This window comes from Paraburkholderia sp. RAU2J (genome assembly GCF_003634845.1).
Lineage (GTDB): Bacteria > Pseudomonadota > Gammaproteobacteria > Burkholderiales > Burkholderiaceae > Paraburkholderia > Paraburkholderia fynbosensis.
In genome coordinates this window covers 651,230-676,685 of the sequence record NZ_RBXG01000003.1, presented here as the reverse complement: position 1 = coordinate 676,685, position 25,456 = coordinate 651,230, and the positions used below count along the sequence as shown (strand labels likewise).

Below are 25,456 nucleotides of genomic sequence, written 5' to 3'. Positions count from 1 at the left end.
CGTCATGGCGACTACAGATGTGAAAGATGCTGGATTTGGTGTCCACTCGGAAGTCGGACAACTGCGCAAGGTGATGGTGTGCGCGCCAGGGGTGGCCCATCAGCGGCTCACCCCGAGCAACTGCGATGAACTGCTATTCGATGACGTGCTATGGGTCGAGAACGCCAAGCGCGATCACTTCGACTTCGTCACCAAGATGCGGGACCGCGGTGTGGAAGTGCTGGAGATGCACAACCTGCTGGCGGAAACCGTGGCGGTGCCCGAGGGCAAGAAATGGATTCTCGATAACCAGGTCGTCCCCAATCAGGTAGGACTCGGTTTCATCGACGAGTTGCGCAGCTATCTTGAAGGCCTCGAGAATCGCAAACTCGCCGAGACGCTGATCGGCGGGCTGTCGACTCACGATTTCCCGGAAGCGCATGGCGGCAAGGCGCTGGAGATCGCGCGCGAAGCGGCAGGGACCACCGAGTACCTGCTGCCGCCTCTGCCGAACACACTTTACACGCGCGACACGACCTGCTGGATTTACGGCGGGGTGACGCTGAATCCGTTGTACTGGCCGGCGCGTCATGAGGAAACGATCCTCACGACGTCGATCTACAAGTTCCACCCCGACTTCGCGGGCAAGGTCAACGTGTGGTGGGGCGACCCGACTCAGGACCATGGTCTCGCGACGCTCGAAGGCGGCGACGTGATGCCGATTGGCAAAGGCGTCGTGCTGATCGGCATGAGCGAGCGCACCTCGCGCCAGGCAATCAGCCAGTTGGCGGCGACGCTGTTCCAGAAGGGCGCGGCCGAGCGCGTCATCGTGGCGGCCATGCCGAAGATCCGCGCGGCCATGCACCTCGATACGGTGTTCACGTTCGCCGACCGCGACTGCGTATTGCTCGCACCGGACTTCATGAACAAGACGCGTACGTTCTCGTACCGCCCGAGCAGCCATCCGAGTGGCGTGGAACTGCATCGTGAGGACAAGCCGTTCGTCGACGTGGTGGCTGAAGCACTGGGGCTCAAGAAACTGCGGGTGGTGGAAGCGGGCGGCAGCGACTATCAGCGCGAACGCACGCAATGGGACAGCGGTGCGAACCTCGTGTGCGCGTCGCCGGGTGTGGTCTATGCCTACGACCGCAACACTTACACCAACACGCTGCTGCGCAAGCAGGGCATCGAGGTGATCACGATCGTCGGCGCGGAACTCGGTCGGGGCCGTGGCGGTGGCCACTGCATGACCTGTCCGATCCAGCGCGATCCGGTGGACTACTAACCGGGCGAACCGCGCTGGCGCTGCGTCGCCCGCCTGCCGATGTCGCGGCGAGCAGGCGGCGCGCTCGCGCCGCTACGGGACTTCATCGAAGCAATATCAGATGGGCCACAGTTGTTGCCGACATGGGGACAAGCTTAAATGAAGAGGTCCGAATCACCTGAACCGGTGACGGTGATCGAGGCCATCATGCCCGTCGCCAGCCTGATTGTGCCGGTGGGCCTGTCGTACTATCTGTTTGGCGATGCCGATGCCAGCGGCCCGAACCAGGTGGGCCTCGTCGCCGCGACGATGATCGCGGTGTTTATCGGCTGGCGTCGCGGGCATTCGCTGGCCTCTCTCGGCGAGGCCGCTGTTGACCATAGCGATTGCGTATGCGGGGCATCCGGACGTGGCGTCTTCCCGCCGCGCAGACCGAAACTGCAACTGGAGCCGCTGCGCCACCTGGCGATAAATGAGGGCCGCTGGCGAACGATTTAGATGGGCCGAAATTTTGCCGGCCATTTTGAAAGCGCCGGCTATTGCCGACTTGACCTCGCGGGCTATTGGCTATCAACGGGCATCCCGGCTTGAAGTCGAACGTCCTTTTACTATACTCAGATCGACTACGAGTAAAACCCGAATTAACACTTCTTTCCTGAGCATGTCGGGTAATTGCATTCGGAATTTCGGTCGCCGAATACGATGAACATCGAGTCATTCGATTGGTTACGGTATCGGCCCCAGATACTCTTCGAACCTTGCATTGCATAACCAGGCAGTCTGTCCATGGCATGAATGCGGGTGTCGCAACGATGCACGATTACCTTCACATGAGTCGAGCAGTCTGTGGAGAGAATGGGCATGGTGACGTCGAAAAGGCACTGGACGCTGTGACACCCTAACCTTTCTTCCACAGCAGGGAGGTTTGATCATGAACAAGCGGATCATTGTGCAACTCGTCGCCCTTTCTCTCTCCGGCATTTCGCTCGTTGCGTTCGCGGCCGGTCCGCCGCCGGGAGGGGGCGCGCCGATGGCCGATTCGTCAATGGGCCGCCAGCAGGTCATGCCGACGATTCCCCATCGAGACTGGAAGAAGGGGCAACGCATTCCCGCCGAGTACCGTACCTACAACTTCATCATGGACGACTGGCGTGGTCATGGGCTCAATGCGCCGCCGCGTGGACAGAAGTGGCTAGGCGTCAACGGAGACTACGTGCTGGTCTCGACCAGCAACTGGACTATCTCCAATATCGTTTCCGGAACGCCCTGACGCGGCATACAGGAAGCGGATGCAACACACGTGCCGCGTACGCACGCGTGCTGCCCCGGATCGGGCCGAAGGAGACGCTCGCGTGCGTTGGTTGCCACTGCGGATTCCTGGATGTCCGCCGCTCATTGCCTACACAGTTTGGCGGCTATGTTCGGCCCGATCGTTCACACGGGTTTCAGTGTGCATGGCGGGCTAGTTGTGGAACCGCCTGTTCAATCGCCTGCGCCGCGAGCAGTGCATTTGCGTCATAGCGAGGGCACGTCGTTCGTGGCGATTGTCGATGACGTACGCTGCTCGCTCGCGACCGAATACCTGAAGACCACGAGGATGTACACCGACGACATCGCGATGCTGCTGGGATTCAGCGACCCGGCGAACTTGCGGCGCGCGCTGAAGCGCTGGACAGGCAAAGGGCCGGGGGAATTGCGTCGCTAGACGGCTAAGTCGATTGCGCAAGCTTCCTGTTCAACCGGCGCATTCCATCGAAGACCGCATCGGCCACGTCCATCGGGAAGGCCGTGGGCAAGCGCGACGACACTTCGTCGATCACCGCGTCGGTGCGTGCCGTCAGTTCGCCAATCATGCCCTCTACGGTCGCCGCGGAAAAGCCGACGCGTTGCCCTTCGGCAATCCAATGCCGCCGCTGAATCTGATTGAGCAGATAGTGAACGTTCCTGCCATGCACGGCCATCGCCAGCTTGACCTTCTGCGCCGGCAATCGGCCGGCGCCCGCACCGATGATCGGATGAGCGGACAGCACGTCGTAGAGCGGCGTGGATTCGTACTGGTTGCCCGGCAGGTGCGCGATGCTGAAGTTCTTTGCATGACCGTCGGTCGCGGCGAGTAGCCAGAAGACCATCTGCGTGATGAAGAAGTTGCGCCGATCGAGCGCCGCGCGCGCGGAGCCGGAGAGTACTTCCATGATGGCCTCGATCCCCGGGCCGCCATCGGACTCGTACTTGTGGAGCGCCGAGGTGGCCGTCGCCTGGCACATGTCCTCCTGCGGCAGCCGCACGATCCATGTTGCGTCACTGGACGGACGGCGATCGAATCGCTCGACGATCAGCACCTTCTGATCCTCGAATCCGGCGATCTCGCAACGGGCGACGGGCAGTCCATAAGCCGCGACGATTTGCGAACAGAGCCACTCGTTTTCGACGGAGGTGCGCATGTCCGCTCGCATGTTGCCAACCAGTCCCAGTGGCAACTTGAAGATATGCGTGGTCGGCGTGCTGCCTTCGGGCAGCAGCCAGCGGTCACGATGCCGGAGCAGGGCGGTCTTTTCCTGCGCGCCCGCGATCGACAGACGCAGATCTTCCAGGGGATCGTGTTGTCCCAGCGGTGACGTCGAGGTCGTGCCGCGCAGCAGCTGGGCGATCTCGCCGTCGCTGAGTTCGCGGCCGTGGATGCTCGTGAGGTCGGTGGGGGATTCGTCCGGCGGCAGCATCTGCAGCGCGCCGACGCAGTCGCGGCCGAGCGTGGCGAGCAGTGCGAAAGGCGCGGTGCTGCCGGTCCGGTAGCGTGTGGCGATCCGGCGGCGGATCGGTTCGCTGTCGGGGAGCAGGTTGTCGAAATAGTTTGCGACGACCTGGCCGCGATACGGCTGGTTGCCCGGCGTGAAAGGCAGCGATAGCGACAGCGGGCGTCCTTGCGGATCGTCGAGCCAGTCGTCGCGGTATGCCAGACGTTCGCCGTTACGCGCCGTTTCCCAATGTCCGACCTGCAGGCCGTTCATCCAGAGGTTTAGCCGGCTGGGTTGCGTGCTTCGCGCCATGCTTACCAGTTCTCCCGTTTCTTGCTGACGCGCCTCGCCTTCGCGGGGGTGCGTTGGGCCTCAGAGGCGGTATTGCCGCCGACTTCCCGTCTGTTTGTTCTCGCGCCAGGTTTCGCCGGGCTTTTGATGCGCGCCGGCGTTTCGGCGGAAGTTGTCTGCTTGCGTGTCGATGGCGTTTTGCGTTTGACGTCGCCCGTTGCTGCGGGCGGTGCTTTCTTTGCGGGGCGTGCGGACGTGGTGCGAGCTGCTACAGGCGTGGCGGCGCGGACAGACGCTGCATTTTCCGCGGCGGCGCTTTCGGCTGACTCGCCAGCGGATTGGGTGAGCTTCAGATCGACCTGGAGCACTCGCAGGACCTTGACGAGCCGCTCCACGCTGACCGCGGCTGGATTGGCCTCCAGTTGCGCGTAGGTCTGCTGCGTCACGCCGAGATGACTCGCCATCGCGGCCTGGGTGAGACCGGCGGTTTTTCTGAAGCCCTGCAGAATTGGCCTCAACTGGCTCAGTGTTTTGATGGAGTAGTCCACGGCGATTCTCCGGCAGGTGCGTTGGCACCATGACAGGTTAAAACCTGTAAATTGTCGCTACAGTCTATACGCTGTATTTTGCAAATACAAGCTAAAGACTGTTAATAGTAGATGCACGGCAAGACGGACTCGGCGTCGATGCCGTGTGTGGCTCGCGGTCCGGGTTTTGTACGCAACTAACGGTCAAGCCGGTTTTCCGACCGCCAAGCGGCGCCGCTGCTGCAGTACCGCTATCCGAGGAACCGGCCGCGATCAATGATGGCACCGGACGGTAAAGACACATCTCCCAATTCCGCATCTTTTTTCGGAATTTTCAATGTTTATTAGATAAGCAGGGAATTATTCTGACGTCGGCTGAGCGGACGGGCGACGGACATGAGAGTGAATGAATAAAAGGCTGAGTTCGTTGCATCAAATGGTCAACGAGAAATCGCCTTTTGCGGGTCCGACCCACCTCCAGGGCCGTTCAGAATTTTGCGCACCGCGCTGCTGCAATCTATCCCGCGAGCCAATGCAAAAAATTTCTCGAGGCAGAAATTGCCAAATGGCGCTTCAAATTGCAAAGCGAGGTGCATGACGCACGATTCGATCATGTTCGTCATGCTGTTCGGGAGGAACAGCTATGCCTGCCGCCCAGCGAATAACGTGCCGCAAACTGAGCATCCCTTCAACGTGTATTGAACAAAGACTCAATTGAGATAGAAGTGCGACGGCACGGGGAAACTGCGGTCCATTTTTATGATTGGAATTTTAAAAAGATAACTTTTTATATTTAAATAACAAAAAATGCGTGAAATTGCTGTGGTCGGAATGGCGTGCCGCCTTCCGGGCGGGCTGGACGATCTTGATTCGCTGCTGGCCGCCCTTCGTGAACGTGTCGTCACTGCCGGCCCCATACCGGCGGATCGCTGGGACGCCGCCCGCTACTATTGCGCCAACGAGAGCGTGAAGGGCAAGGCGTATGTCGACAAGGCCAACTTCCTGAAGCAGGATGTCCGTTCGATCGACGCGGAGTTTTTCGATCTGCCCGCGCGCGTCGCCGAAAACCTCGATCCGCAGCAGCGGCTGCTGCTCGAACTGATCTGGGAAGCCTTCGAAAACGCCGGCCTCGATCTGCCTGCCCATGCCGGTCGCAAGGTCGGCGTGTATGTCGGCGGCTTCATGCTCGATCACATGATCACGCTGATGCAGGTCGAGAATCGCACGCGGCACAACGCCAGCACGGCGGCCGGCATGATGATGACGATGTTGGCGAACCGCCTGTCGCATGCCTTCGATCTGCGCGGGCCGAGCCTGTCGATCGACACGGCCTGCTCGTCGTCGCTGGTCGCATTCAGCTATGCGTGCCGCGACATCTGGGCCGGCGACTGTGACGTCGCCGTGGTCGGCGGCGCGAACATCATGACGCGGCCCGAGTACTCGATCGGTATGAGCAAGGGGCAATTCCTGTCGCGCGACGGGCAGTGCAAATCTTTCGACGCCCGCGCCGATGGCTACGGCAGAGGCGAGGGCGGCGGCATCGTGCTGCTGAAGACGCTGGAAAAAGCGCTGGCCGACGGCGACACGATTCTCGCGACGGTCGCGGGCGCAGGCGTCAATTCGGACGGCCGCACGCCCGGCATCTCGATGCCCAGTGCCGATGCACAAAGCCTGCTGATCCGCGAGGTATGCGAACGCTTCGACATCGATCCGGCGCAGGTGCGCTACGTCGAATGTCACGGCACCGGCACTGCCGTGGGCGATCCGCTCGAAGCGGCGTCGATCGGCTCCGTGTACGGGGTGGGCCGCACTGGCGACCAGCGCGTCGTGCTGGGCTCGATCAAGAGCAACATCGGGCATCTGGAAGCAGGCGCCGGCATTGTCGGCGTGATCAAGGCGGTGCTCACGCTAATGCATCGCGAGGCGTTCCCGCTCGGCAATCTGCAAACGCCGCATTCGGGCATTGCGTTCGAAGACCTGGGGGTGCGTCTGGCCGACAAGGCGATCTCGCTTGCCGCTTCGCACGAGCCGTTCCTTGTCGCAATCAATTCATTCGGCTACGGCGGCACCAACGCGCATGTGGTGCTGCGCTCTGCGCCGGAAGCTGCGCCCGCTGGCGCGGCCGAAACAGTGGCGGCCGCGCGTCCTGAAGGCTTTCCGCTGTACCTGCCGCTGTCCACGCGCAGCGCACCGGCGCTCAAGGCACTCGCGCGACAGTATCTCGACCGGCTGTCGAAGGTCGACGCGCCGCTCGAGGACCTGCTGCATTGCGCCGCGCTGCGTCGCGCTTCGCTGAATCATCGCGCGGTCGTGCTGGGCGCCGGCAAGGACGAATTGCGCGACGCGCTCGCTGCGTTGCTGCAAGGTGAGAAATCCGACCATGTGGTCACCGGCCAGCAGCCGGTCGCAGGCCGCCCGCTGCCGGTGTGGGTGTTCACCGGTATGGGCCCGCAATGGTGGGCGATGGGCCAGCAACTGTATCGCGACGAGCCGGTGTATCGCGCAGCCGTCGACCACGCGGACGGTCTTTTTCAGCAAATCGCCGGCTTCTCCATTCTCGCGGAAATGCAGAAAAGCGAAGCGCAATCGCAAATCACGCGGACCATTTACGCGCAGTCGGCGAACTTCATGATCCAGTGGGGCATCGCCACCGTGCTGCGCGCCGCGGGCGTCACGCCGGGCGCGGTCGTGGGCCACAGCGTCGGCGAAGTCACGGCTGCTTGCGTGAGCGGCGCACTGAGCCTCGAAGACGCACTGCGCGTGAGCTACGAGCGCAGCCGCCTGCAGGCGCGCACGGCGGGCTGCGGCAGCATGCTCGCGGTGGGCATGGACCATGAGGGTGTCGTGGCGTTGCTGGAGCCGTTCGAAGGGCGCGTCGAAATCGCGGCGGTCAACGGTCCTGGCACGCTCACGTTGTCGGGCGAGACGACGGCGATCGAAGCGCTCGCCGCCGAGCTTGCCACGCGCGAGGTATTCCATCGCGTGCTGAATGTCGAGGTGCCCTACCACAGCCACTTGATGGACCCGATCCTCGACGAACTCGCGTCGTCGTTGCACGCGATCGTCGCCTGCGAGCCGGCGGTTCCGCTGTATTCGACGGTCACCGGCGGCCGTGTGGAAGGCCCGTCCTTCGGCGCAACCTACTGGCCGCAAAACGTGCGCCGGCCGGTTGCCTTTGCCGGCGCGGTCCAGTCTCTGCTCGACGATGGCTTCACCACCTTTGTCGAAATCGGACCGCACCCGGTGCTGTCGGGCGCGCTGCGTGATTGTGCAAAAGCGTGCGCGAAACAGATCCATCTTGTGGAGACACTGCGCCGCAACGAAGCGGAGCGCGTGCGCCTGCATCGCGCCGTGGCGCACGTGTTCGCGAGTGGCTGCGAGATCGACTGGACGCCGCTCAATGGGTTGGGCCAAGCCGTCGCCCTGCCGAACTATCCGTGGCAACGCGAACGCGCGTGGGTCGAAACCGAGCGCGCGGTCCATCAGCGCGTCGGCTCGACCGAGCGCCCGCTGCTCGGCTGCGAGCAATACCCCGCGCCCGACGTGTGGGTCAACGATCTCGAGCATCAGGGCCTCGCCTATCTGAAAGACCACATCGTCATGGGTACGTCGATCATGCCGGCCGCGGGTTATGTCGAAACGTTGCTCGAAATCGCCGCGTTGCTGCATCCAGACGCGCCGGGTTGGCGCGTCAACGATGTGGAAATCCGCGCGCCGCTGGTGATCTCCGGGGACCGTGCGATCGACTACGTATCCAGCTACGAGCGCAACACGCGCCGCGTGGCGATTCGCAGCATTGAAAGCGGCAAGATCGGCGATGGGCAATTGCATCTCACTGGCAGCGTCGGAGCATTGCAGTCGGCGGAAGTCCGTGACGTCGATCTGGCATCGCTGAAGGCAGCGCTATGTGTCGAACAGGACCCGGCGGTGTTCTACCGCGAGCTCTCACGCATCGGTTTGCAATATGGACCGCACTTCCAGTCGGTGCGGTCACTGCGTATCGCCCCGCAAGGCGGACGCGTGCTCGCGCTGATCGAGCGCGGCCCCGATCTGGTCAGCACCGGCTATTGCGCGCAGCCGGCGATACTCGACGCGTGCTTCCAGGTGCTCGTCAGCATGCTCAACGACAACGAATCGACTTTCCTGCCAACCGGCTTCAAGGAATTGCGCCTGCTCGCGCCTGCATTGCCGGATCGTTACTGGTGCGATGCGGTGCAGGTCAACGCCACGCCGCATCACGTCGACGCCGACCTGACGATCGTCGACGACACGGGCCGCGTGCTGGCGGTGATTCGCGGGCTGCGCGTGAGCGCGTCGTCGGCGAAGGTGGAGCGTACCGACGCGCACGGCGATCCGGTGAAGCTGCAGATGCCGCGCTATGAATGGACCGATGCCGGGCGCCTGTCCGAGCCAAGGCGTCTCGGTCACTGGCTGATCGTGCAAGCGCGTGATACGGCAGCGCTGGCCGAGCGCCTGGCGGGCGGCCTGGAAGCGTTCGGCGCGCGCATCTGCGCGCGGCTCAGCGCGGGTTCATCGTTCGACATCGAGGGTGTGCGAATGACCGCGCGCTCCGACTCGGCCGACGACATCGCCCGCGCACTGGAAGCCGCCGACACGCTGCATGGCGTGGTGTTCGTCCACGGCGCGAATGCGAAGCTCGACGGTGCTGATCCAACCGGCACGCAGGCGCTGCTTTTCATGCACGCGGTCACGCGGCAGCTGGCAGGCTTGCCGGTGGCGCAACGGCCGCGCGCCTATGTGCTCACGCGTGATGCGTTCAGCGTCACCGAGCATGATGCGCCGGTGCAACCCGCGCAGTGCGCGCTGAATGGTTTCGCTCGCGTCGCCTTCAACGAACTGGAAGGCATGCGCTTCAGCACTGTCGACATTCCGGCGTCCGCCACTGACGACGATCTCGATGCGGCGATCCTCGAATTGCTGTGCGACGCGCCGGAAGACGAAGTTGCGATCCGCCGCGGTCGCCGCTATTTCAGCCGACTCGCGGTAAGTCCGGTGCTCGCGCAGCCGCGCATCGAGCCGATGTCGCTGGGCGCCGAGCGCGCAGTCCAGGTTCGTCATGTCGGCGAGCATGAAGAAAGCGCAGGCAGCGTCAAACTGATCGAGATCGCTCGCCTGCCGCTGCGCGACGACGAAATCGAACTGAAGGTCGATTGCGTCGCGTTGACGATGCGCGCGTTGCGCGACTCGAACGGCGACTCGCTCGATCTGGATTTCGTGGAAGTCGTGGCAACGGTCCAGAGCATCGGCGCGCAAGTGGCCGACCTGCACGCCGGGCAACGGGTCTACGGTCTCGCGCCTGCCGAATTCGCCAGTCACATTCGCGGCGCGCGCTCAGCCTTCCATCTGGTCGAGGTGCCCGACGACGTCGCCGCGGCGTCGTTGTTGCGGGCAACGGTGCGTGAGGCCGTGTCCGAACGCGTGGTCGAACAGGCCGATCTCGACGAGCACGCTCGCGTGCTCGTCGAAGCGGACGAACTGGGCGTGTCGGTGCACGCTGCGCTGCGCCGGCGCGGCATCCATACGACGCTGCTCGCGCGCCCGGACACCGCGAACGTGCAGCAGGTGGCCGGCTGCACGCCGATCGCCGGCACTCATGCCGGGCTCGAAGCGGCGGTCGCCGGCAGCACGAACGGCAAGGGCTTCGACGCGATTGTCGGTCCACTCGCCGCGTGGGCCGATACCTTCGGCTGGCGCGCACTTGCCCCCGGCGGCGTGCTGATCGACACCGCACCGCGTGCAAATGCATTCACGGTGCCCAATTCGGCATCATCGATCGTGCGTGCCGATCTGTCCGTGCTGACGCAGCGTGCCGGGCGTTTTGCCTCGGCGCTGCACAAGGCCGTCGAGCGCGCGCGTAGTGGCGAATTCGCACTGGCCGAAAGCCTGTCGGTGTCGATTGTCGATCTCGCCACGAGGAAGTTCGCGCTGCCCGATTCCGACATGCCACTGATCGTGAGTTTCGACGATGCGTTCACCGCGTTGCCGGTGCACGTGCTCGAAGCGATGACTTTCAGGCCCGATGCGACTTACCTCGTCACGGGCGGCCTCGGCGGCTTCGGTCAGAAGACCGCGCGCTGGATGGTGGAGCGTGGCGCGCGCCACCTCGTGCTGGCCGGGCGCAGTGGCGCGAACACGCCCGAGCGGAGCGCTTTCCTCGACGAACTGCGTGAGCGTGGTGCGAACGTCGTCTGCGTGAAGTGCGATCTCGCGCACGAAGGTCAGGTTCGCGACCTGTTCGCCACGATCGGGTCCGAGGCGCCTGCGCTGCGCGGCGTGTTCCATGCGGCGGCAGTGATCATCGACCAGCCGATCGGAGAGCTGGTCGCGCAGGACCTTGTTGCGGTAATGAACGCGAAGGCCGAGAGCGCGCGGTTGCTGCACGAGCTGACCCGCGAGATGACGCTCGATCACTTCGTTCTCTATTCGTCGATCGCCAATCTTGTCGGCAATAGCCGGCAAGCCAGCTATGTCAGCGCGAACGGCTTTCTCGACGGCCTCGCATGGCACCGCCGCGCGCTCGGGCTGCCCGCGACCAGCATCAACTGGGGGGCGATTGCCGATGTCGGCGTAGTAACGCGTGACGAAAAGCTTGAACAGTTCATGCGCTATATGGGGCTGCGCGGCATGGAGTCGGCCGAGGCTTTGCACTGGCTCGAAAGGGCGATGTCGCGTGAGCTCACGCAGCTCGGCGTCACGCTGATCACGAACTGGAGCGAGTGGGGACGCTACGAAACGCTCGGCGCGCAGTCGCCCCGCTACGCCGAACTGATTGCCGCCGACGCGAGCCCGGACGCCGATCCCGCCGCCGTGTTGTGCGCCGAACTGGCGGAGCTGCCGGCTGCCGACCGCTTCACGGTACTGGCGAGTCTCATCGCGTCGCTGATCGCCGACGAGCTGGAAACCGCTCCGGAGGCGATTCCGGTCGACCGTCCGATCCTCGATCTCGGCGTCGATTCGCTGATGGCCACCGAAATCCAGTTGTTGCTCAGCCGTGATCTCGGCATCAGCGTGTCGGTGCTCGAGATTCTGGACGACCTGACGATTCGCGCGATCGTCGACAAGGCGCTCAACGCTTTCGGCTGGGGCGACACGGGCGACGCCGTCGCGCCGGCAGCCCAGGCCGCATGACGTTGCAGCGATCGGGGCTTGCCCGGGCAATATCAAAGAGAGTTGAAGATGAGTTCTGACATTCACGTCGAGCGCCTGCGCGCCAGATTGCTCGGCAAACAGGGGGGCGCGCTGGTGGACCGTGAGGCGCAGGCCGCGCGCGCGGTGGCGCCGAAGGTCGCAACCGGTCCGGAGCACTACGACTTCGCGCAGTTCCCGGAGTTGCGCGAGTACGCGAACACGCGCTGGTACTACGACAAGCAGGGCTACGAGTGGAACATGTTCCGCGAGCACGCCGGCGTGACCAGTGCCGAGGTCGACGTGGCCGGTCGGCGGATGATCAATTTTTCGTCGTACAACTATCTGGACCTGTCAGGGGACCCGCGTGTGCAGGCTGCCGCGAAACAGGCAATCGACGACTACGGAACTTCGACCGGGTCCGGCCGCATCATCATGGGCGAGATTCCTCTTTTCGCCGAGTTCGAGAGGGAGCTGGCCGACGCACTCGGCGTCGAAGACGCGGTGCTTGGCGTCAGCGGCTACGGCACCAACGTCGCGACGATCGGCTACCTCGCGCGCAAGCAGGACCTGGTGCTGTACGACGAACTGGTCCATAACAGCATGCTGGTCGGTGCGAAATTGAGCGGCGCGCGCCGCTTCGCGTTCGCGCACAACGATTGTGACGCGCTCGAGCGGCTGCTGGTCGAGCATCGCAGCAACTTCGAGCGGGTGCTGATCCTGACCGAAGGCGTGTTCAGCATGGATGGCGATATCCCCGATATCCCGCGGCTGATCGAAATCAAGAAGCGCCACCGTGCGCTGCTGATGGTCGACGAAGCGCATTCGATGGGCGTGATCGGTGCGCGCGGGTTCGGCGTCGTCGATCACTTCGGGCTGAACGGCGCGGACATCGACATTCACTACGCGTCGATGAGCAAGGCCTTCGCGACGATCGGCGGCTATGTCGCCGGGCGCCGCGAGCTGATCACGATGCTCAAGTACTACGCACCGGGCCTCGGGCTCTACATTGCGTCGCCGATGCCGGCCAACGCCGCGGCCGGACTGGCGGCGCTGCGAATCATGCGCGACGAACCGCAACGCGCGCGGCGCGTGGTGGAGAACGCCGGCTATTTCCGCGCGCAGGCGCGGCTCGCGGGCTTGAATGTCGGGCGCAGCGAAGGCTCGGCTGTGATCCCGGTGATGCTGCCCGACGCCGAGCTGGCGCTATGGATGGCCGCGCGCATGTTCGAGAACAACATCTTCACGTTCCCGATGATCTTTCCGGTCGTGCCGCGCAACGCCGCGCGCCTGCGCTTCTTCGTCAACACCGCTCACACGCGCGAACAGATCGACCGCACGGTTCGCCTGCTGGTCGAACTGAAGTCCGTCGCGCCGATCAGCAAGGGGCTCTTTTGAAACAGATTCGTTTCGACAGGTTCGGCGTGCCGTCGCAGGTGGCGCGCTGCTGTGAAATCGCGGCTCCCGGCGCGCCGTCGGCGTGGGAGGTACTGGTCGACGTCGAGGTTTGCGCGGTGAATTCCGCCGACCTCGCACGGCTCGCCGGCCGCTACGGCGAATTACCGAGGTTACCCGCCAGCGTTGGCCTGGAAGCCGTGGGGCGGGTCGTCGATTGCGGGGCATCGGTGCACGAGTTGGCGATCGGGGACCGGGTCATCCTGGTCGGCAACGACAACTGGTGTCAGCAGAAACGGCTCGCCGCGTCGCAAGTGTTCAAGGTCGCGGCGGATCTCGATCCGCTGCAACTCGCCGCGCTCAAAGTAAACGCGTGCACGGCACTCGAACTGGTGCGCCGTCACGCGGCATTGGAGCGCGGCGCGTGGATCGTACAGACGGCGCCGCTGTCGGGCGTCGGGCGCGCGGTAATGCAGATCGCGCGTCACGATGGCTTGCGCACGGTGAACATCGTGCGACGCGCCGATGCGATCGCGCAGGTTCGCGCGGCCGGTGGCGATGCCGCCATCGTGGACGGTCCCGAGCTGGTGCAGGCGGCCAAGGCCGTGACAGGCGGTGCGCCGATGGTGCTCGCGCTCGACGCGGTCGGCGGCGATGGTGTCGCGCGGCTCGCACCGCTGCTCCAACGCGGCGGCACGATCGTGAACTACGGGATGTTGTCCGGTAAGCCGATTCAACTCGATAGCGACGCGCTGATCTTCAGGGACATCGTCCTCAAGGGCTTCTGGCTGACGCAGCGTCTGTCGCGCATGACGCTCGTGCAGCGCGACGCACTGATGGCGGAAGCTGTCCTGCTGCTGCGCGCGGGCGTGCTGCATGCGGAAGTGGCCGCGACCTATCCGCTCGAAGCCGTTGGCAAAGCGCTGCGTCACGTCGACGAGCCTGGGCGCCGCGGCAAGGTTTATCTGCTGCCGAATGGGCCTATCGGGTCGTTTGTCCCAGGCGGCTCCGTCGATTCGATCGGCAGCGCCGCCGCAAGCCCGCGCGCGGTGGCGGCCCTCAACGCTTCCGGTTCGACTTTGCAAAAACATTCGGGACACTCGTGAAACTCGAACCGCATGAAGCCGGGCTGCCCGGCGCGGACATCGCGTCGGCCGCGAGCTGTGCGGCGCCGGTCGTACGTCTGAAGGGCGTCGGCAAGACGTATGGCCAGATCCACGCGCTTGCCGATATCCATCTGGATGTTCAGGCCGGCGAGATGCTGGCGATCGTCGGCCCGTCCGGCAGCGGCAAGACCACCTTGCTCAATCTGATCGGCCTGCTCGACAAGCCGTCGACCGGAGCGATCGAAGTGCTGGGCGAGCCGACCGCCTGCCTGAGTGCAGCCGGGTACGCGCGACGTCGTCAGTCGTCGATCGGCTTCGTGTTCCAGAGCTACAACCTGATCCCCGTGCTTGATGCGCTCGACAACGTGCTCTTGCCGCTGCGGCTTGGCGGACGCACGAGTGCCGCGCAGACCGCACAAGCGCGCGAACTGCTCGATGAGGTGGGACTCGACGGGCACCACCACAAGCGCCCGGACCGCATGAGCGGCGGACAACGGCAGCGCGTGGCGATTGCACGCGCGCTGATCGCGAAGCCGTCGCTCGTGATTGCCGACGAGCCGACGGCCAGTCTCGACGGCCGCAACGTGCACGCTGCGATGCAATTGTTCCAGCGGCTGAACCGCACACATGGCGTGACCTTTGTGTTCTCGACCCACGATGAGCGCGCGCTGAGCTATATGACCCGCTCGATACGCCTGTGCGACGGGCGCGCGCGTGATGGAGACAAACGTTGATGCATTCGCTGGTTCTTGCGCTGAAGAACGCTTTCCGCCACCGTCGCCGGAGTGTTGTCACGCTCGCGGCGATCGCGCTCGGCCTCGCCGCGATCAATCTGTTTAGCGGCTACATCGCGAATGTGTACGCGGGCCTCGAGCAACAGGCCGTGATGGGCGAGCGGCTCGGGCATCTGACTATCTTCAAACGTGGCTTCCTGCTGGAAGGCAAGCTGCAGCCGAAGCGCTATCTATTCACGCCGGAAGAAGCCCGCAAACTGGAGGCGATCGTCATGCGCGAACCCGGTGCGAGGCTGGTGTCGCCGCGCCTGAGTCTGAACGGCCTGATTTCGAACGGTGAGGCGTCGACCGTGTTCATCGGCGAAGGCATCGTCGCCGAACATAACGACATGCTCGGCGCGGCCGACGAGGGCGACGCCGGCGGCCGGCTCGACCGGCACCGTCAAGAAGGCGTGGCGGTGTCGTCGGATCTCGCCAGGCTGCTCAATCTTCGCAAAGGCGAGACGTTCAGCCTGCTCGCATCGACCATCGACGGCCAGGCGAATGCAGTGGATGCGGACGTCGTCGATATCTTCAACACGGGTAGCGCGGGCACCAATGACAAGTATGTGCTGACCAGTCTCGGACTCGCGCAGTCGCTCATGAATACCGACTCTGTGGAACGCTTCATCGTGCTGCTCGACAACGCGGCATTGACGCAGAGGGCGAAGCTGGACCTTCTCCATCGACTGCGCGCCAGAGGTTTCGACATCGAGATCAGAACATGGCAGGAAATGTCGAGCTTCTATACGCAGGTGAAGGGGCTGTTCGACATGATCTTCTCGTTCATTGCGAGCATCGTGCTGGTCATCTCTGCAATGAGCGTGGCGAACACGATGTCGATGGCGGTGGTGGAGCGCACACGCGAAATCGGCACCTTGCGCGCACTGGGGTTGACCAATGCGGGTGTGATTCGGCTATTCGCGTTCGAGGGACTCTGGATTGCGCTGCTGGGCTGTCTGCTCGGTCTCGTCGTCACGCTAGCCACCGCGTGTGCGATTAACGCATCCGGGATCGGCTATACCCCGCCCAATTCGTCCGATCGCGTGTTGCTGCAGATCGATCTCGACTGGCTGCGCATGGGCGCGATCGCCCTCGCGGTGAGTTTTTTCGCCGTGCTGTGCGCGGCTTATCCGGCCTATCGCGCAACCCGTATCGAAGTCGTCGACGCACTGAGCTTCGTGTGACGGCGCGGCCCGCTTTATTGTTGATTAATGAACCATCGCGAATATGCAGTGTTATAAAAAAACCATTCTTCTGCTGGCTTCATTGCTTGTGGCGAGCGCGCCCTTTGCAGTCGGCGCATCGGCAACGGAAACCCTGGACGCCGCGCAGATCGTCGCGGCAAGTGACCGCGCGCGCGGCGGTGGGCTGAGCGGTGTGCAATGGACCATCGATATCACGGGCCAGGATTCCGGCGGCCCGATCGACAGAAGGACTTACATGGTCCGCGCGAGCGGCGAAGACAGCCTTGCGCAGGCCACGTATCCTCCGCGGGAAGCGGGTAGCCGCCTGTTGCAGAATGGCCGCAGCATGTGGTTCGGCAAGCCGACGCTGACCAAGCCCGTGTCCATTTCGACGCGCCAGAAGATGGTCGGTCCCGCGTCGAACGGCGATATCGCTTCGACCAACTACGCGAAGGATTACGACGCAACCGTGCTGCGTACCGAGCAGGTGAACGGCGAAGACGCCTACGTCCTCAACCTGCTCGCAAAGAACAAATTCGTCACCTACGACCGGATCGTCTACTACGTTTCCGTGTCGCATCTCGTGCCGTTGAAGGCCGAGTTTTATACCGTTTCGGGAAAGCTCTTCAAGACGGCCGTGTTCGAAATGAACAACCGGTTGGACATCGACGGCAAAGCACAGCCGTTCGTTAGCAAGATGAGCATTCAGGACACGATTGAAAAGTCGAACTTCTCGCTATTGCAGTACAGCGAAGTGCGGACGAAGCAATTCGGTGCCGACACGTTCAATCTCGGTTCACTGAATCGTCCCTGATCGCAGGTTGTCGAAGTGATGAAGCTGAAACGCGCCGGGGGGCGGCTACGTTGCGAGCCGCGCAGGAGGCGGCGGATCCTGCTCGGCCTGTTTCGTGCATTCGCATTGGCTTGCACCGGCATCTCGGGGCCGGCATCGGCGGCCGATGGGCAGGACGACGGCGCGTTCGGCGGCATTGCTTTTCAGCATCACACGCAGATTGTCGGCTTTGGGACGGGCGCCGTGTTAAACCGGCGCTCGCTGGCCAATCCGGATAACCAGATAGCGAAGCTGCCGGAAACCCAAGGTGAAATCGATCCTCGTGTGGATCTGACGCTCAAGGTCGATCCGTGCTATCTGCAACTCAAGCCGCGCGGGTTCTTCGTCTGGCAAGGCAGCACGCCGGGCACGGGCGCCCGCGCGTCGACCGATGCTTACCTGAACGAAGGGCGGCTGTCATGCCAGATGCCCGGCAACGTGAACCTGGAAGTGGGCCGCGGCGTGCTGCTATGGGGCAGCGCGATACTACTGTCGCCGAGCAATCCGTTCTTTGCGGAAACGGGCAGGACCGACCCTGTCAGGGAGCAACTCGGCCGTGATATGGTGCGTGCGAGCGCGCAGATCACCCCGTCGTGGAGTGTCGAAGGCATCAGCAACTTTCACGTCGATACGCGCGATGCAACGAAGGCCTACTTCTCCCCGGTCACGGCGATCAAGGTCAACTGGACCGGCGACTCGGTGTCGGCAAGCGCGCTCGTGTCGCATCGCGACAATGACGTGGACCGGCTCGGCGCATACGGCACGTGGACGGTGTCGGATGCGCTGTTGCTGTACGGAGATGCGTCGGTGGGGCAGGGGCGCAATGCGCTATTCGCCGAGCAACAGGCAACGGCGCCAGCGGGCTGGACGCTCTCGCAGAATCAGACACGCGACAGCGCATGGCGCGTCAGTGCGCTGCTGGGCGCAAGCTACACGCTGCTGTCCGGATGGACCCAGACGCTGGAACTGCTCTATAACGGCGACGGCTACACGAGCGGCGAGAGACGTGCGTATCAGAATGCGATCCGCTCTGGCAACACCGCGCTTGCTATGGGCGACGCGGCGGCCGCCGGTTTGTTGGGCCAGGCGTTGAACCCGCAGCAGAGCTTGCTCGGACAGCGCTATGCATTGGTACAACTGGGCCGCACGGACCTGTTCAATAGACTCGATCTGACACTGCGTTATATCCAGGCATTCGATATGCCGTTTGGAGGAAACCTGGCATTGTCACTTACCTACAAATTGGGTCCCTTCGCCGAGTTGTTTGCATTCGGCCAATGGAACGTCGGCAACCCGCAATCGGAGTTCTTACAGCTTTATAGATATTCTGTCATCAGCGGCTTTCGCTACTACTGGAACTGAATTCAACGCGGTATGGACGAGTGACAGTTTCTTGTTTCCCCAATTGACCGGCGCCGCTTTCCTTCCGGACCAAATTGTATTAATTGTGACACGAGGCAAACACGGTCCTCTGTGGTTTCGACCGCGTGGAAATGACCTTGGAAATTATAGAAAACGGCCCTAGACTCTATATCGCGCCGGTTGTTCGGGTTGACTGACTATGCCGGCCGACCGGTCGTATCCGCCATCAATGCCAGTTATCCATGTGAACATCTGTCATTCTGGCGTCGTTGGGAATAGCAGTCCGGTAACGCCGGAGCGAATGACTTCACTGCGTGAGTCGAGTCTGAAAAAGGAGACCCCAACAGACCCCAGACCATTCCTCGACACAACTCGATCGGCGCCGCCGGAGACGGTCGGCAGCAAGCTGCTGGAGAACATAACTTCCATGGAGTACGTGATGGCAACTAAACCACAATGGCGAACGCTGTTATCTCTCGGTTGTCTGTCGTTCGCCCTGATGGGCAACGTCGCCCGCGCAGAAAGCATTCCGATTGTGACAGGCGAGCAGTGGGTCGCGTCGTCGCCGGAGGCCAAGAAGGCGTATCTCGTCGGCGTCGCCAATATGCTCGAAATCGAGCGCGCCTACGCCGGCAACGCGGCCGCCCATAGCAACGATATCGCGCCGCGCTTCGCGAAAGGCATGCAAGGTCAATCTCTCGACAGCGTGCGCCAGGGGCTCGACAACTGGTACGCCGCGAATCCGACGAGAATCCAGCACCCGGTGATTGAGACCCTGTGGTTTGAAATGGTCGTGCCCGGCCTGAAGAAAAACCAATGAGGAAGACGATCATGAAACGACTTGGATGGATCATGGGCATTGGCGTTTTCGCGGTCGTCGTCGGATGTACGGACATGAGCGCGCGACAACAGGGAACGATGAGCGGCGCGGCGATCGGCGCGGCCGGCGGCGCGGGCATTGCGGCGATCTCGGGCGGTGACGCATGGACCGGCGCACTCATCGGCGGTGCGGCGGGTGGGGTGGCCGGCAATATCAGGGGGGGGCGACAGTAAGACATCCGGACGGGGCACGCCGTGGTCTGTGCATCACGCCCCGTCCGCGTTCGCGGCGCGTGCCGACGCGCTTTGCATCAAGCCGGGCGGGTTGGCTATCGAGTCGTCCGGCGTCCGGCCATCTGACGGCATGGGCTTGAGTGTCTGCTGCCGCATTACAAACAGCTATCCGATTCTGCGGGTCGAGAGCGATTTGCCGCAAGGCGACGCCATGTGAAAGCGTTCCCCTGTCGTCACGTCGCGTTTTGCATTCAAGGCGCGGTGCTACCGGTCACCCCATTCATCATTCGAGCACCGCCCATCGCGGCGCCTGCGCCCTTCGCAGCTCAGTTCATCGCACTTCATGGCCTCCTATGCAAATGTCAAAAGTTCATTGCGAGCGCCGAAGCGATTCACCGGTCGGTACAAGAGTTTGAACGGATGGATAAAAGACCTTAGGATATCCAGGCGGGAACAGGCGACGAACGCGCGCCGTGATCGCAGCCAAACCGGGAAAGCCATCGCGGCGCTCTTTCATAGTGTCGTTCCGTCCGCTCGATGAACGACGTTCGCCTTGCAGGCCGCTGCAAGGCCCGACCGGCGCGTATGATCGGACCACGGACCACGGACACCGTAAGCCGAGGCCTGGCGCTCGAGCCCTTGAACGCCGTCGAGGTAGCGGCATAAGCACAAGACGCAGGCGCCAAGCCTGCGAGAGTGTGCAATCCTCACTAAGAGAGCACGAATGCTACGCACGTCGCTGAAGGTAATAAAGATAAGTGCATTGATTCTGGTTCTGCTGATCATCGCCGCGCTAGGGATGCGTGCATGGTACGCGCAGCGTGCTCCGGACTTGTCGGTCTGGCATACCTATGTGCCGCGCGAAATGACGATCGAGGAAATGGACGCCGGCGACTGGAACGCCTATATGAAGGCAGAGGCGCGGATTTTTAACGACGTGCGCGTCAATGTCGTCGAGAAACTGAGACCGGCCGAGCGCGTGCCGTCGAACCGCTACTACAAAGGCTCGCCGATCTATCCGGAGCAGTTCGCGGAGAACTGGAACCGCTCGTACATACTTGAACCGTCGGGGCCGCCCGTGGGCGCGGTGGTATTGCTGCATGGCCTCACGGATTCGCCTTTCAGCTTGCGCCATATCGCGCGCCGCTACCGGGACCGGGGCTTTGTCGCAATCGGCATTCGTCTGCCGGGACACGGTACGGTGCCGGCCGGGCTGACGCGCGTCGAATGGCGTGAATGGGCCGCCGCGACGCGGCTCGCGGTGCGCGAAGCGCGCCGGCGTATCGGTCCGGACAAGCCGCTCGAATTGGTCGGCTTCTCGAACGGCGGCGCGCTGGCGCTGCAATATGCGCTGGACTCCATCGAGAATCCTGCGCTCTCGCGTCCGACGCGCGTCGTGCTGATCTCACCGATGATCGGCGTGACCCGTTATGCCCGCTTTGCCGGACTGGCCGGCTTGCCTGCGGTGTTCCCGGCATTCGCGCGGGCCGCCTGGCTCGGCATCGTGCCGGAGTTCAATCCGTTCAAATACAACTCGTTTCCGGTCAACGGCGCGCGTCAATCCTACCTGCTCACGAGTACGATTCAGGATCAGATCAACCGGCTGCATCGTGAGAACAGGCTGGTTGCCTTGCCGCCGGTGCTGACGTTCCAGTCCGTGACCGATTTCACCGTCAGCACGCCGGCGGTGATGTCGTCGCTCTACGATCAGCTTCCCGAGAACGGCAGTGAAGTCGTGTTGTTCGACGTGAATCGCAGCGTGAGATTCAGGACCTTTCTGCGCGTGGCGTCGTACACCGCGCTCTCACGATTGCTGCGCACAGGGCCGCAAAACTATCGCACCACGGTCATCGCAAACGCGTCGCCGGATTCGAGCCATACCGTCGCGCGCAGTGTCGATGCGGGCCAAGTGGAGACGCATGTCACGCCTTTGGACATCGAGTATCCACAGGATATTTTTTCGTTGTCGCACGTCGCGATTCCGTTCCCGGTGACGGACGCGCTCTATGGCATCGCTCCGAACGACGAGGAAAATTTCAACGAGAATCTGGGCACGCTCGCCCCGCGAGGCGAACGCGGTACGTTGATTCTGACGCTCGACTCCATGTTCCGGATCGCATCGAATCCGTTCTTCCCCTATCTGCTGGAGCGCATTGACGAGGGCATCGGCAAGCTGCCGAATCAGGTGGTCAAGTCGCCCGAACGTTCTCACGAAACCGCGGCGGGGCAACCGGACGAAACGGCGGACGAGCTACCGGAGCTTAACGAGGTCGGGTCTTATGAGCCGTGACAAGCCGATGCCGCGATAGTCGACCATCCACGAGAGACTGCGCCCGCGCATCGCAGTCTCTCGAATCAAGCGAAAATTACGGCTGATAGGACGGATCGACGATCGTCCAGAACGCCGCTTTCGGCTGCAGGTTGGCCGCGAACAGCAGCGGCAGATTGTTGCGCGGCACCGGCGTCGATGTCAGCCATGTGTGCTTGTCGGTATAACCCCACAGTGTCACCGCCTTGATGCTCGCCTCCTGTTCGAACAGGTCGAACACGGCGCGATAGCGCTGAGCTTGGGCGCGCATCACGTCGTTCGGCACCGGACGGCCGAGGTCGGGCAGACACGCATGCGGGTTGCTCCAGCATTCGCCGGAGTCGGTATAGAGGCTCACGTCGAGCTCCGTCACCTGGTTTTCGAGTCCGAGCGCGGCGACGTCGTCAATAGCCTGCTTGATGTTCGGCAGTGGCGGACAGTTGACGCTGATGTGCATCTGATGCCCGACGCCGTCGATCGGCGCTCCCTCGGCGCGCAACTCGCGAATCACCGAGAGCAGTTTCGCGCGCTTGGCTGTGTCGTCGGTGTTGTAGTCGTTGATATAGAGCTTGACGTTCGGATCGGCCGCCCGCGCCGCACGGAACGCAATCGCAATGTAGTCCTTGCCGAGCGCAGAATACCACGGACTGTCTTCGCGATAGACCTGATGCGGATCGTCGCTGATGACTTCATTGACCACGTCCCACGCATAGAGGCTGAACGATCCGGCGAATTACTTGTGCAGGGGGCGACCGCCTCCCGCACGCAGGTGTCGACGCCATTCAAGTTGACAGAAGTCGTGTGCTATCGACCGTGCGCACCGTCGAAATCCATTCCGATTTAAACGTATCAAAGCCGCATCAGTTCTTTTGTCATCCACTCGTGGACGGCTCTACCCAGTTCCTGCTGTGACAGGTCCCGAGGGGAGAATGCCGGACCGACAACCACACGAATTCGTCCACGGCCGCTGGGCCAGCCTTTCGCCGGCCAGACTTTGCCCGCGTTGAGAACCACCGGGACAGCAGGTGCGCCAGTCGCGCAAGCCAATCGCACGCCTCCCGATGTCATCCTCAACGGGGCGTCATGTGGCACCCGTGTACCCTCCGGAAAAATGACAACGACGTCTCCCTTCGCCAGTCGATCAGCGCTTTCTTGCGTTACAGCCTGGTGTGCCTGTCGAGCGGAGCCGCGGTTCAGGCTAACCATATCAAGGCCACGTAGCACCCATCCAAAAAAAGGAATACGAAGAAGCTCTTCCTTGAAAACGAAACTGATACGCCGTGGAAAAAGCGCGAGAAACGCGAGGGTCTCCCACGTCGATTCGTGACGGCACAGTAGTATCGCTGGTCCTTCGGGAATATGTTCAAGCCCGTCTACCGAACAGGACACTCCCGGCAGCACACGCATCACAATCACCAGTGCCCGGCACCATTGTTTTGCCAGCCAGTATCGTCCAGCCCGGCCGACGAAAGGAAACAGGAGCAATATGACCATCGAATACAGCGTCCCGCTACCGAGAAGGTAGACGATGAACAACCATTTGGTGAATGTCGCGCGCATCGGGGCCTGATTTAGATTGGTTTCCGGCGAAACACTCCACCGTTGACAAGTAAGACTACGCCATGAACGATGGGTTCTCTCCCCAAAACTGAAAGTGACAACCCGCGCCCGAAACATGACGCACTCAGCAAGCCATCGGTTCGAGCTGCATGTGCGTCCGGCGAATTCAAAACGTTTCTGCAGCTCTGCCTCTTGGGTACCGAAGCATCAAAGATTCATGAAATCGGACCGCAATAATAAAGACGTGGTGGCGGGCATCGCACCATCATGACCTGGTCATCGTGCGGGTTGCTGCCTGCGGAGAAGCACAACAAGCGTGCGCATCCGCCAGCAATTCACGAATCATCGCGCAGGGAGTGCAGCTGCCGAACTTTGTCGAACAGCCACTGGAAAACCGAATGGTCTGTGTCCTTCGCTGCAGGAATAGCGGTCATTAGTTTACCAATCGCATCCTGACGATAGGCCAGCAATTGGCACATCTGCTTCGCCACTTGGGGATGCTCTTTCAGGAACGAGGTCATATCGTCCTTGCTTACTTGATATAGCAGGCAAGGGGTAAGAGTCGCTATGGAAACATGCATGGGAAGTCCGGCGAGCAGCCCGGTTTCGCCAAATGTTTCGTCCGGCCCGATACGAGCAATCTCACGGCTGCCGGACGATTCGGCATAGGTAACGGCAAGTACGCCGGAGTGGACAATTGAAAGACTATCTGGGACTGCTTCAGACGCCAGAATTTGTTGATTGGCCTGGTATTCGTGTCTCGAAAGCCGCGCTGCAAGCCGTGTGATTTCGTCGCTTGTCAGGCTTTCGAACAGGCTCACCCGTTTTAGAAGTGCTTCCCTGGCGTCATGCGCGGTAGGGGTTGGCGCGGGCATCCCCAGGGCACGCAGTGCTACGCCTGATGCGGCGAGATGCCGATAGCAGAGGTCGAAAAGCTCGTTGGATGCATTGAGCTTTTTGTTCATATCGTCGACGAAACCAACCACCTCGTATTGCACCGAGTTCAGCGTAGTACGCTTCATGCGGGCCGAGGGAGCAGGGGCGGCAAGGATGGCGTTGCAACCGGTCAGCGCCTGGCCTAACGCATCGAGCACCGTCTTAGGCCGTGCCTCTGGCTCAATCTCCAGGACCAACGACAGGCCATGAACATTCGCCGGCCTGCTGTTGTTAGAAATCTTTGCCTTCGCGGCGACGGCATTGGGAACAATAAGGGTGTTTCCCTGACCGGTGAGCAAATGCGTGGCGCGCCAGTTCATCTCGACCACCTTGCCTTCAACGTCATCAATCATCACCCAGTCGCCAACTGAGTAAGGTTCAGTGGTGTTAAGCACGATGCCTGCGAAGACATCGCTGAGTGTGCTCTGGATTGCCAGGCCAAGTACGATAGCGAGGGCGCCCGATGTGGCGACGAGCCCACGCACCGGCAACTCAAGCACGAAACCAAGAGCTGCCACGACCGCGGCAAGAAATACGACAGCACCGAAAACGTCCGAGAACAACCGCTGCCGTCGCCATGCACTCGGCAGTAACAGCGTATCAAGAGAGAGAGTGAGCAGCCGCGCCGCCATCAACCACCAGATTATTTCCAGCACCTGGCCCAACCAGTGCTGTTCGACCGCGTTCAGGTCGGGTGCCTGTGTGAATGGACTCAGGCCGGACTGAAAGAGTACCCAACTCAGCACGGAAAAAAGCGCAAGCCGTAGCAGGAGTCGCGAGAATTCGTGAGCAGGAAGTCGGAAACGCCACACGATGACGTCGATAGCGACGATACCGAATCCGAGAATAAGTGGATATTTCACAGGCGGTTCCCCCACAAGGCAACCTTGGGAGGATACACATATCGCATCAACACGACCGTGTAGGGTGAAACCCGGACGCCAGCGAGGCGCCATGGATTCGGGCGTCGCGCAGCGGCTTGCGGGAGCGCACGTGCATGCCGAC

General features: G+C 62.3%; 18 protein-coding genes and 2 pseudogenes. 14 read left to right on the top strand and 6 right to left on the bottom strand.

The window, feature by feature from the left end; all coding sequences use genetic code 11:
• Window positions 1-4: 4 nt before the first annotated feature.
• The 4 genes and pseudogenes from arcA to B0G69_RS34535 form a co-directional block, all read left to right on the top strand.
• Window positions 5-1,264, top strand: coding sequence for an arginine deiminase (gene arcA, locus B0G69_RS34550; RefSeq protein ID WP_121324594.1), 1,260 nt, complete (start codon window positions 5-7; stop codon window positions 1,262-1,264).
• A 138-nt stretch (window positions 1,265-1,402) separates the two neighbouring features.
• The gene (locus tag B0G69_RS41545) at window positions 1,403-1,741 is read left to right on the top strand and encodes a hypothetical protein (protein ID WP_199731461.1); all 339 of its coding nucleotides are present in this window, start codon (window positions 1,403-1,405) and stop codon (window positions 1,739-1,741) included.
• Between the two features lie 433 nt (window positions 1,742-2,174).
• Window positions 2,175-2,513: an RcnB family protein gene (locus B0G69_RS34540; protein WP_121324593.1), complete on the top strand. Its 339-nt coding sequence runs from the start codon at window positions 2,175-2,177 to the stop codon at window positions 2,511-2,513.
• Between the two features lie 249 nt (window positions 2,514-2,762).
• Window positions 2,763-2,948 (top strand): annotated as a pseudogene (locus tag B0G69_RS34535) (AraC family transcriptional regulator); the annotation flags it as partial.
• A gap of 4 nt (window positions 2,949-2,952) precedes the next feature.
• Here B0G69_RS34535 and B0G69_RS34530 read toward each other — a convergent pair.
• The 3 genes from B0G69_RS34530 to B0G69_RS40840 form a co-directional block, all read right to left on the bottom strand.
• The gene (locus B0G69_RS34530; RefSeq protein ID WP_121324592.1) at window positions 2,953-4,287 is read right to left on the bottom strand and encodes a type II toxin-antitoxin system HipA family toxin; all 1,335 of its coding nucleotides are present in this window, start codon (window positions 4,285-4,287) and stop codon (window positions 2,953-2,955) included.
• A gap of 2 nt (window positions 4,288-4,289) precedes the next feature.
• On the bottom strand, window positions 4,290-4,814 hold the full coding sequence (locus B0G69_RS34525; protein WP_121324591.1) for a helix-turn-helix transcriptional regulator: 525 nt from the start codon (window positions 4,812-4,814) through the stop codon (window positions 4,290-4,292).
• Window positions 4,815-5,233: 419 nt separating this feature from the next.
• Window positions 5,234-5,416, bottom strand: a complete 183-nt coding sequence (locus tag B0G69_RS40840) for a hypothetical protein (protein WP_147440815.1) — start codon at window positions 5,414-5,416, stop codon at window positions 5,234-5,236.
• 184 nt (window positions 5,417-5,600) lie between these two features.
• On the opposite strand from B0G69_RS40840, the gene B0G69_RS34520 reads away from it, so the two are divergent.
• From B0G69_RS34520 to B0G69_RS34475, 10 genes are all read left to right on the top strand, one after another.
• Window positions 5,601-11,942, top strand: coding sequence for a type I polyketide synthase (locus B0G69_RS34520; RefSeq protein WP_121324590.1), 6,342 nt, complete (start codon window positions 5,601-5,603; stop codon window positions 11,940-11,942).
• 48 nt (window positions 11,943-11,990) lie between these two features.
• On the top strand, window positions 11,991-13,337 hold the full coding sequence (locus B0G69_RS34515; RefSeq protein ID WP_121324589.1) for an aminotransferase class I/II-fold pyridoxal phosphate-dependent enzyme: 1,347 nt from the start codon (window positions 11,991-11,993) through the stop codon (window positions 13,335-13,337).
• Window positions 13,334-14,440 (top strand): zinc-dependent alcohol dehydrogenase family protein, encoded by a 1,107-nt coding sequence (locus B0G69_RS34510; RefSeq protein ID WP_121324588.1) that lies wholly within the window; start codon window positions 13,334-13,336, stop codon window positions 14,438-14,440. The genes B0G69_RS34515 and B0G69_RS34510 overlap by 4 nt, the downstream gene beginning before the upstream one ends.
• On the top strand, window positions 14,437-15,174 hold the full coding sequence (locus B0G69_RS34505; protein WP_241991620.1) for an ABC transporter ATP-binding protein: 738 nt from the start codon (window positions 14,437-14,439) through the stop codon (window positions 15,172-15,174). Before B0G69_RS34510 ends, B0G69_RS34505 begins: the two co-directional genes overlap by 4 nt.
• On the top strand, window positions 15,174-16,400 hold the full coding sequence (locus B0G69_RS34500) for an FtsX-like permease family protein (protein ID WP_121324587.1): 1,227 nt from the start codon (window positions 15,174-15,176) through the stop codon (window positions 16,398-16,400). Before B0G69_RS34505 ends, B0G69_RS34500 begins: the two co-directional genes overlap by 1 nt.
• A gap of 43 nt (window positions 16,401-16,443) precedes the next feature.
• Complete coding sequence (locus B0G69_RS34495) at window positions 16,444-17,214, top strand: outer membrane lipoprotein-sorting protein (protein ID WP_121324586.1); 771 nt, start codon at window positions 16,444-16,446, stop codon at window positions 17,212-17,214.
• Between the two features lie 18 nt (window positions 17,215-17,232).
• Entirely contained in the window at window positions 17,233-18,594 is a 1,362-nt protein-coding gene (locus B0G69_RS34490) for a hypothetical protein (protein ID WP_121324585.1), read from the top strand.
• A 301-nt stretch (window positions 18,595-18,895) separates the two neighbouring features.
• Complete coding sequence (locus tag B0G69_RS34485) at window positions 18,896-19,414, top strand: hypothetical protein (RefSeq protein ID WP_347232535.1); 519 nt, start codon at window positions 18,896-18,898, stop codon at window positions 19,412-19,414.
• Between the two features lie 11 nt (window positions 19,415-19,425).
• A complete protein-coding gene (locus B0G69_RS34480; protein WP_121325094.1) occupies window positions 19,426-19,647 on the top strand; it encodes a YMGG-like glycine zipper-containing protein in 222 nt (73 codons plus the stop codon).
• Window positions 19,648-20,371: 724 nt separating this feature from the next.
• Entirely contained in the window at window positions 20,372-21,937 is a 1,566-nt protein-coding gene (locus B0G69_RS34475; protein WP_121324583.1) for an alpha/beta hydrolase, read from the top strand.
• A 76-nt stretch (window positions 21,938-22,013) separates the two neighbouring features.
• Here the strand turns inward: B0G69_RS34475 and B0G69_RS34470 are convergent.
• The 3 genes and pseudogenes from B0G69_RS34470 to B0G69_RS34460 all read right to left on the bottom strand — a co-directional run.
• Window positions 22,014-22,658: pseudogene (locus B0G69_RS34470) on the bottom strand (endo-1,4-beta-xylanase); the annotation flags it as partial.
• A 146-nt stretch (window positions 22,659-22,804) separates the two neighbouring features.
• Window positions 22,805-23,515, bottom strand: coding sequence for a lysophospholipid acyltransferase family protein (locus B0G69_RS34465; RefSeq protein WP_121324582.1), 711 nt, complete (start codon window positions 23,513-23,515; stop codon window positions 22,805-22,807).
• A gap of 335 nt (window positions 23,516-23,850) precedes the next feature.
• The gene (locus B0G69_RS34460; protein ID WP_121324581.1) at window positions 23,851-25,314 is read right to left on the bottom strand and encodes a mechanosensitive ion channel family protein; all 1,464 of its coding nucleotides are present in this window, start codon (window positions 25,312-25,314) and stop codon (window positions 23,851-23,853) included.
• Window positions 25,315-25,456 lie beyond the last annotated feature (142 nt).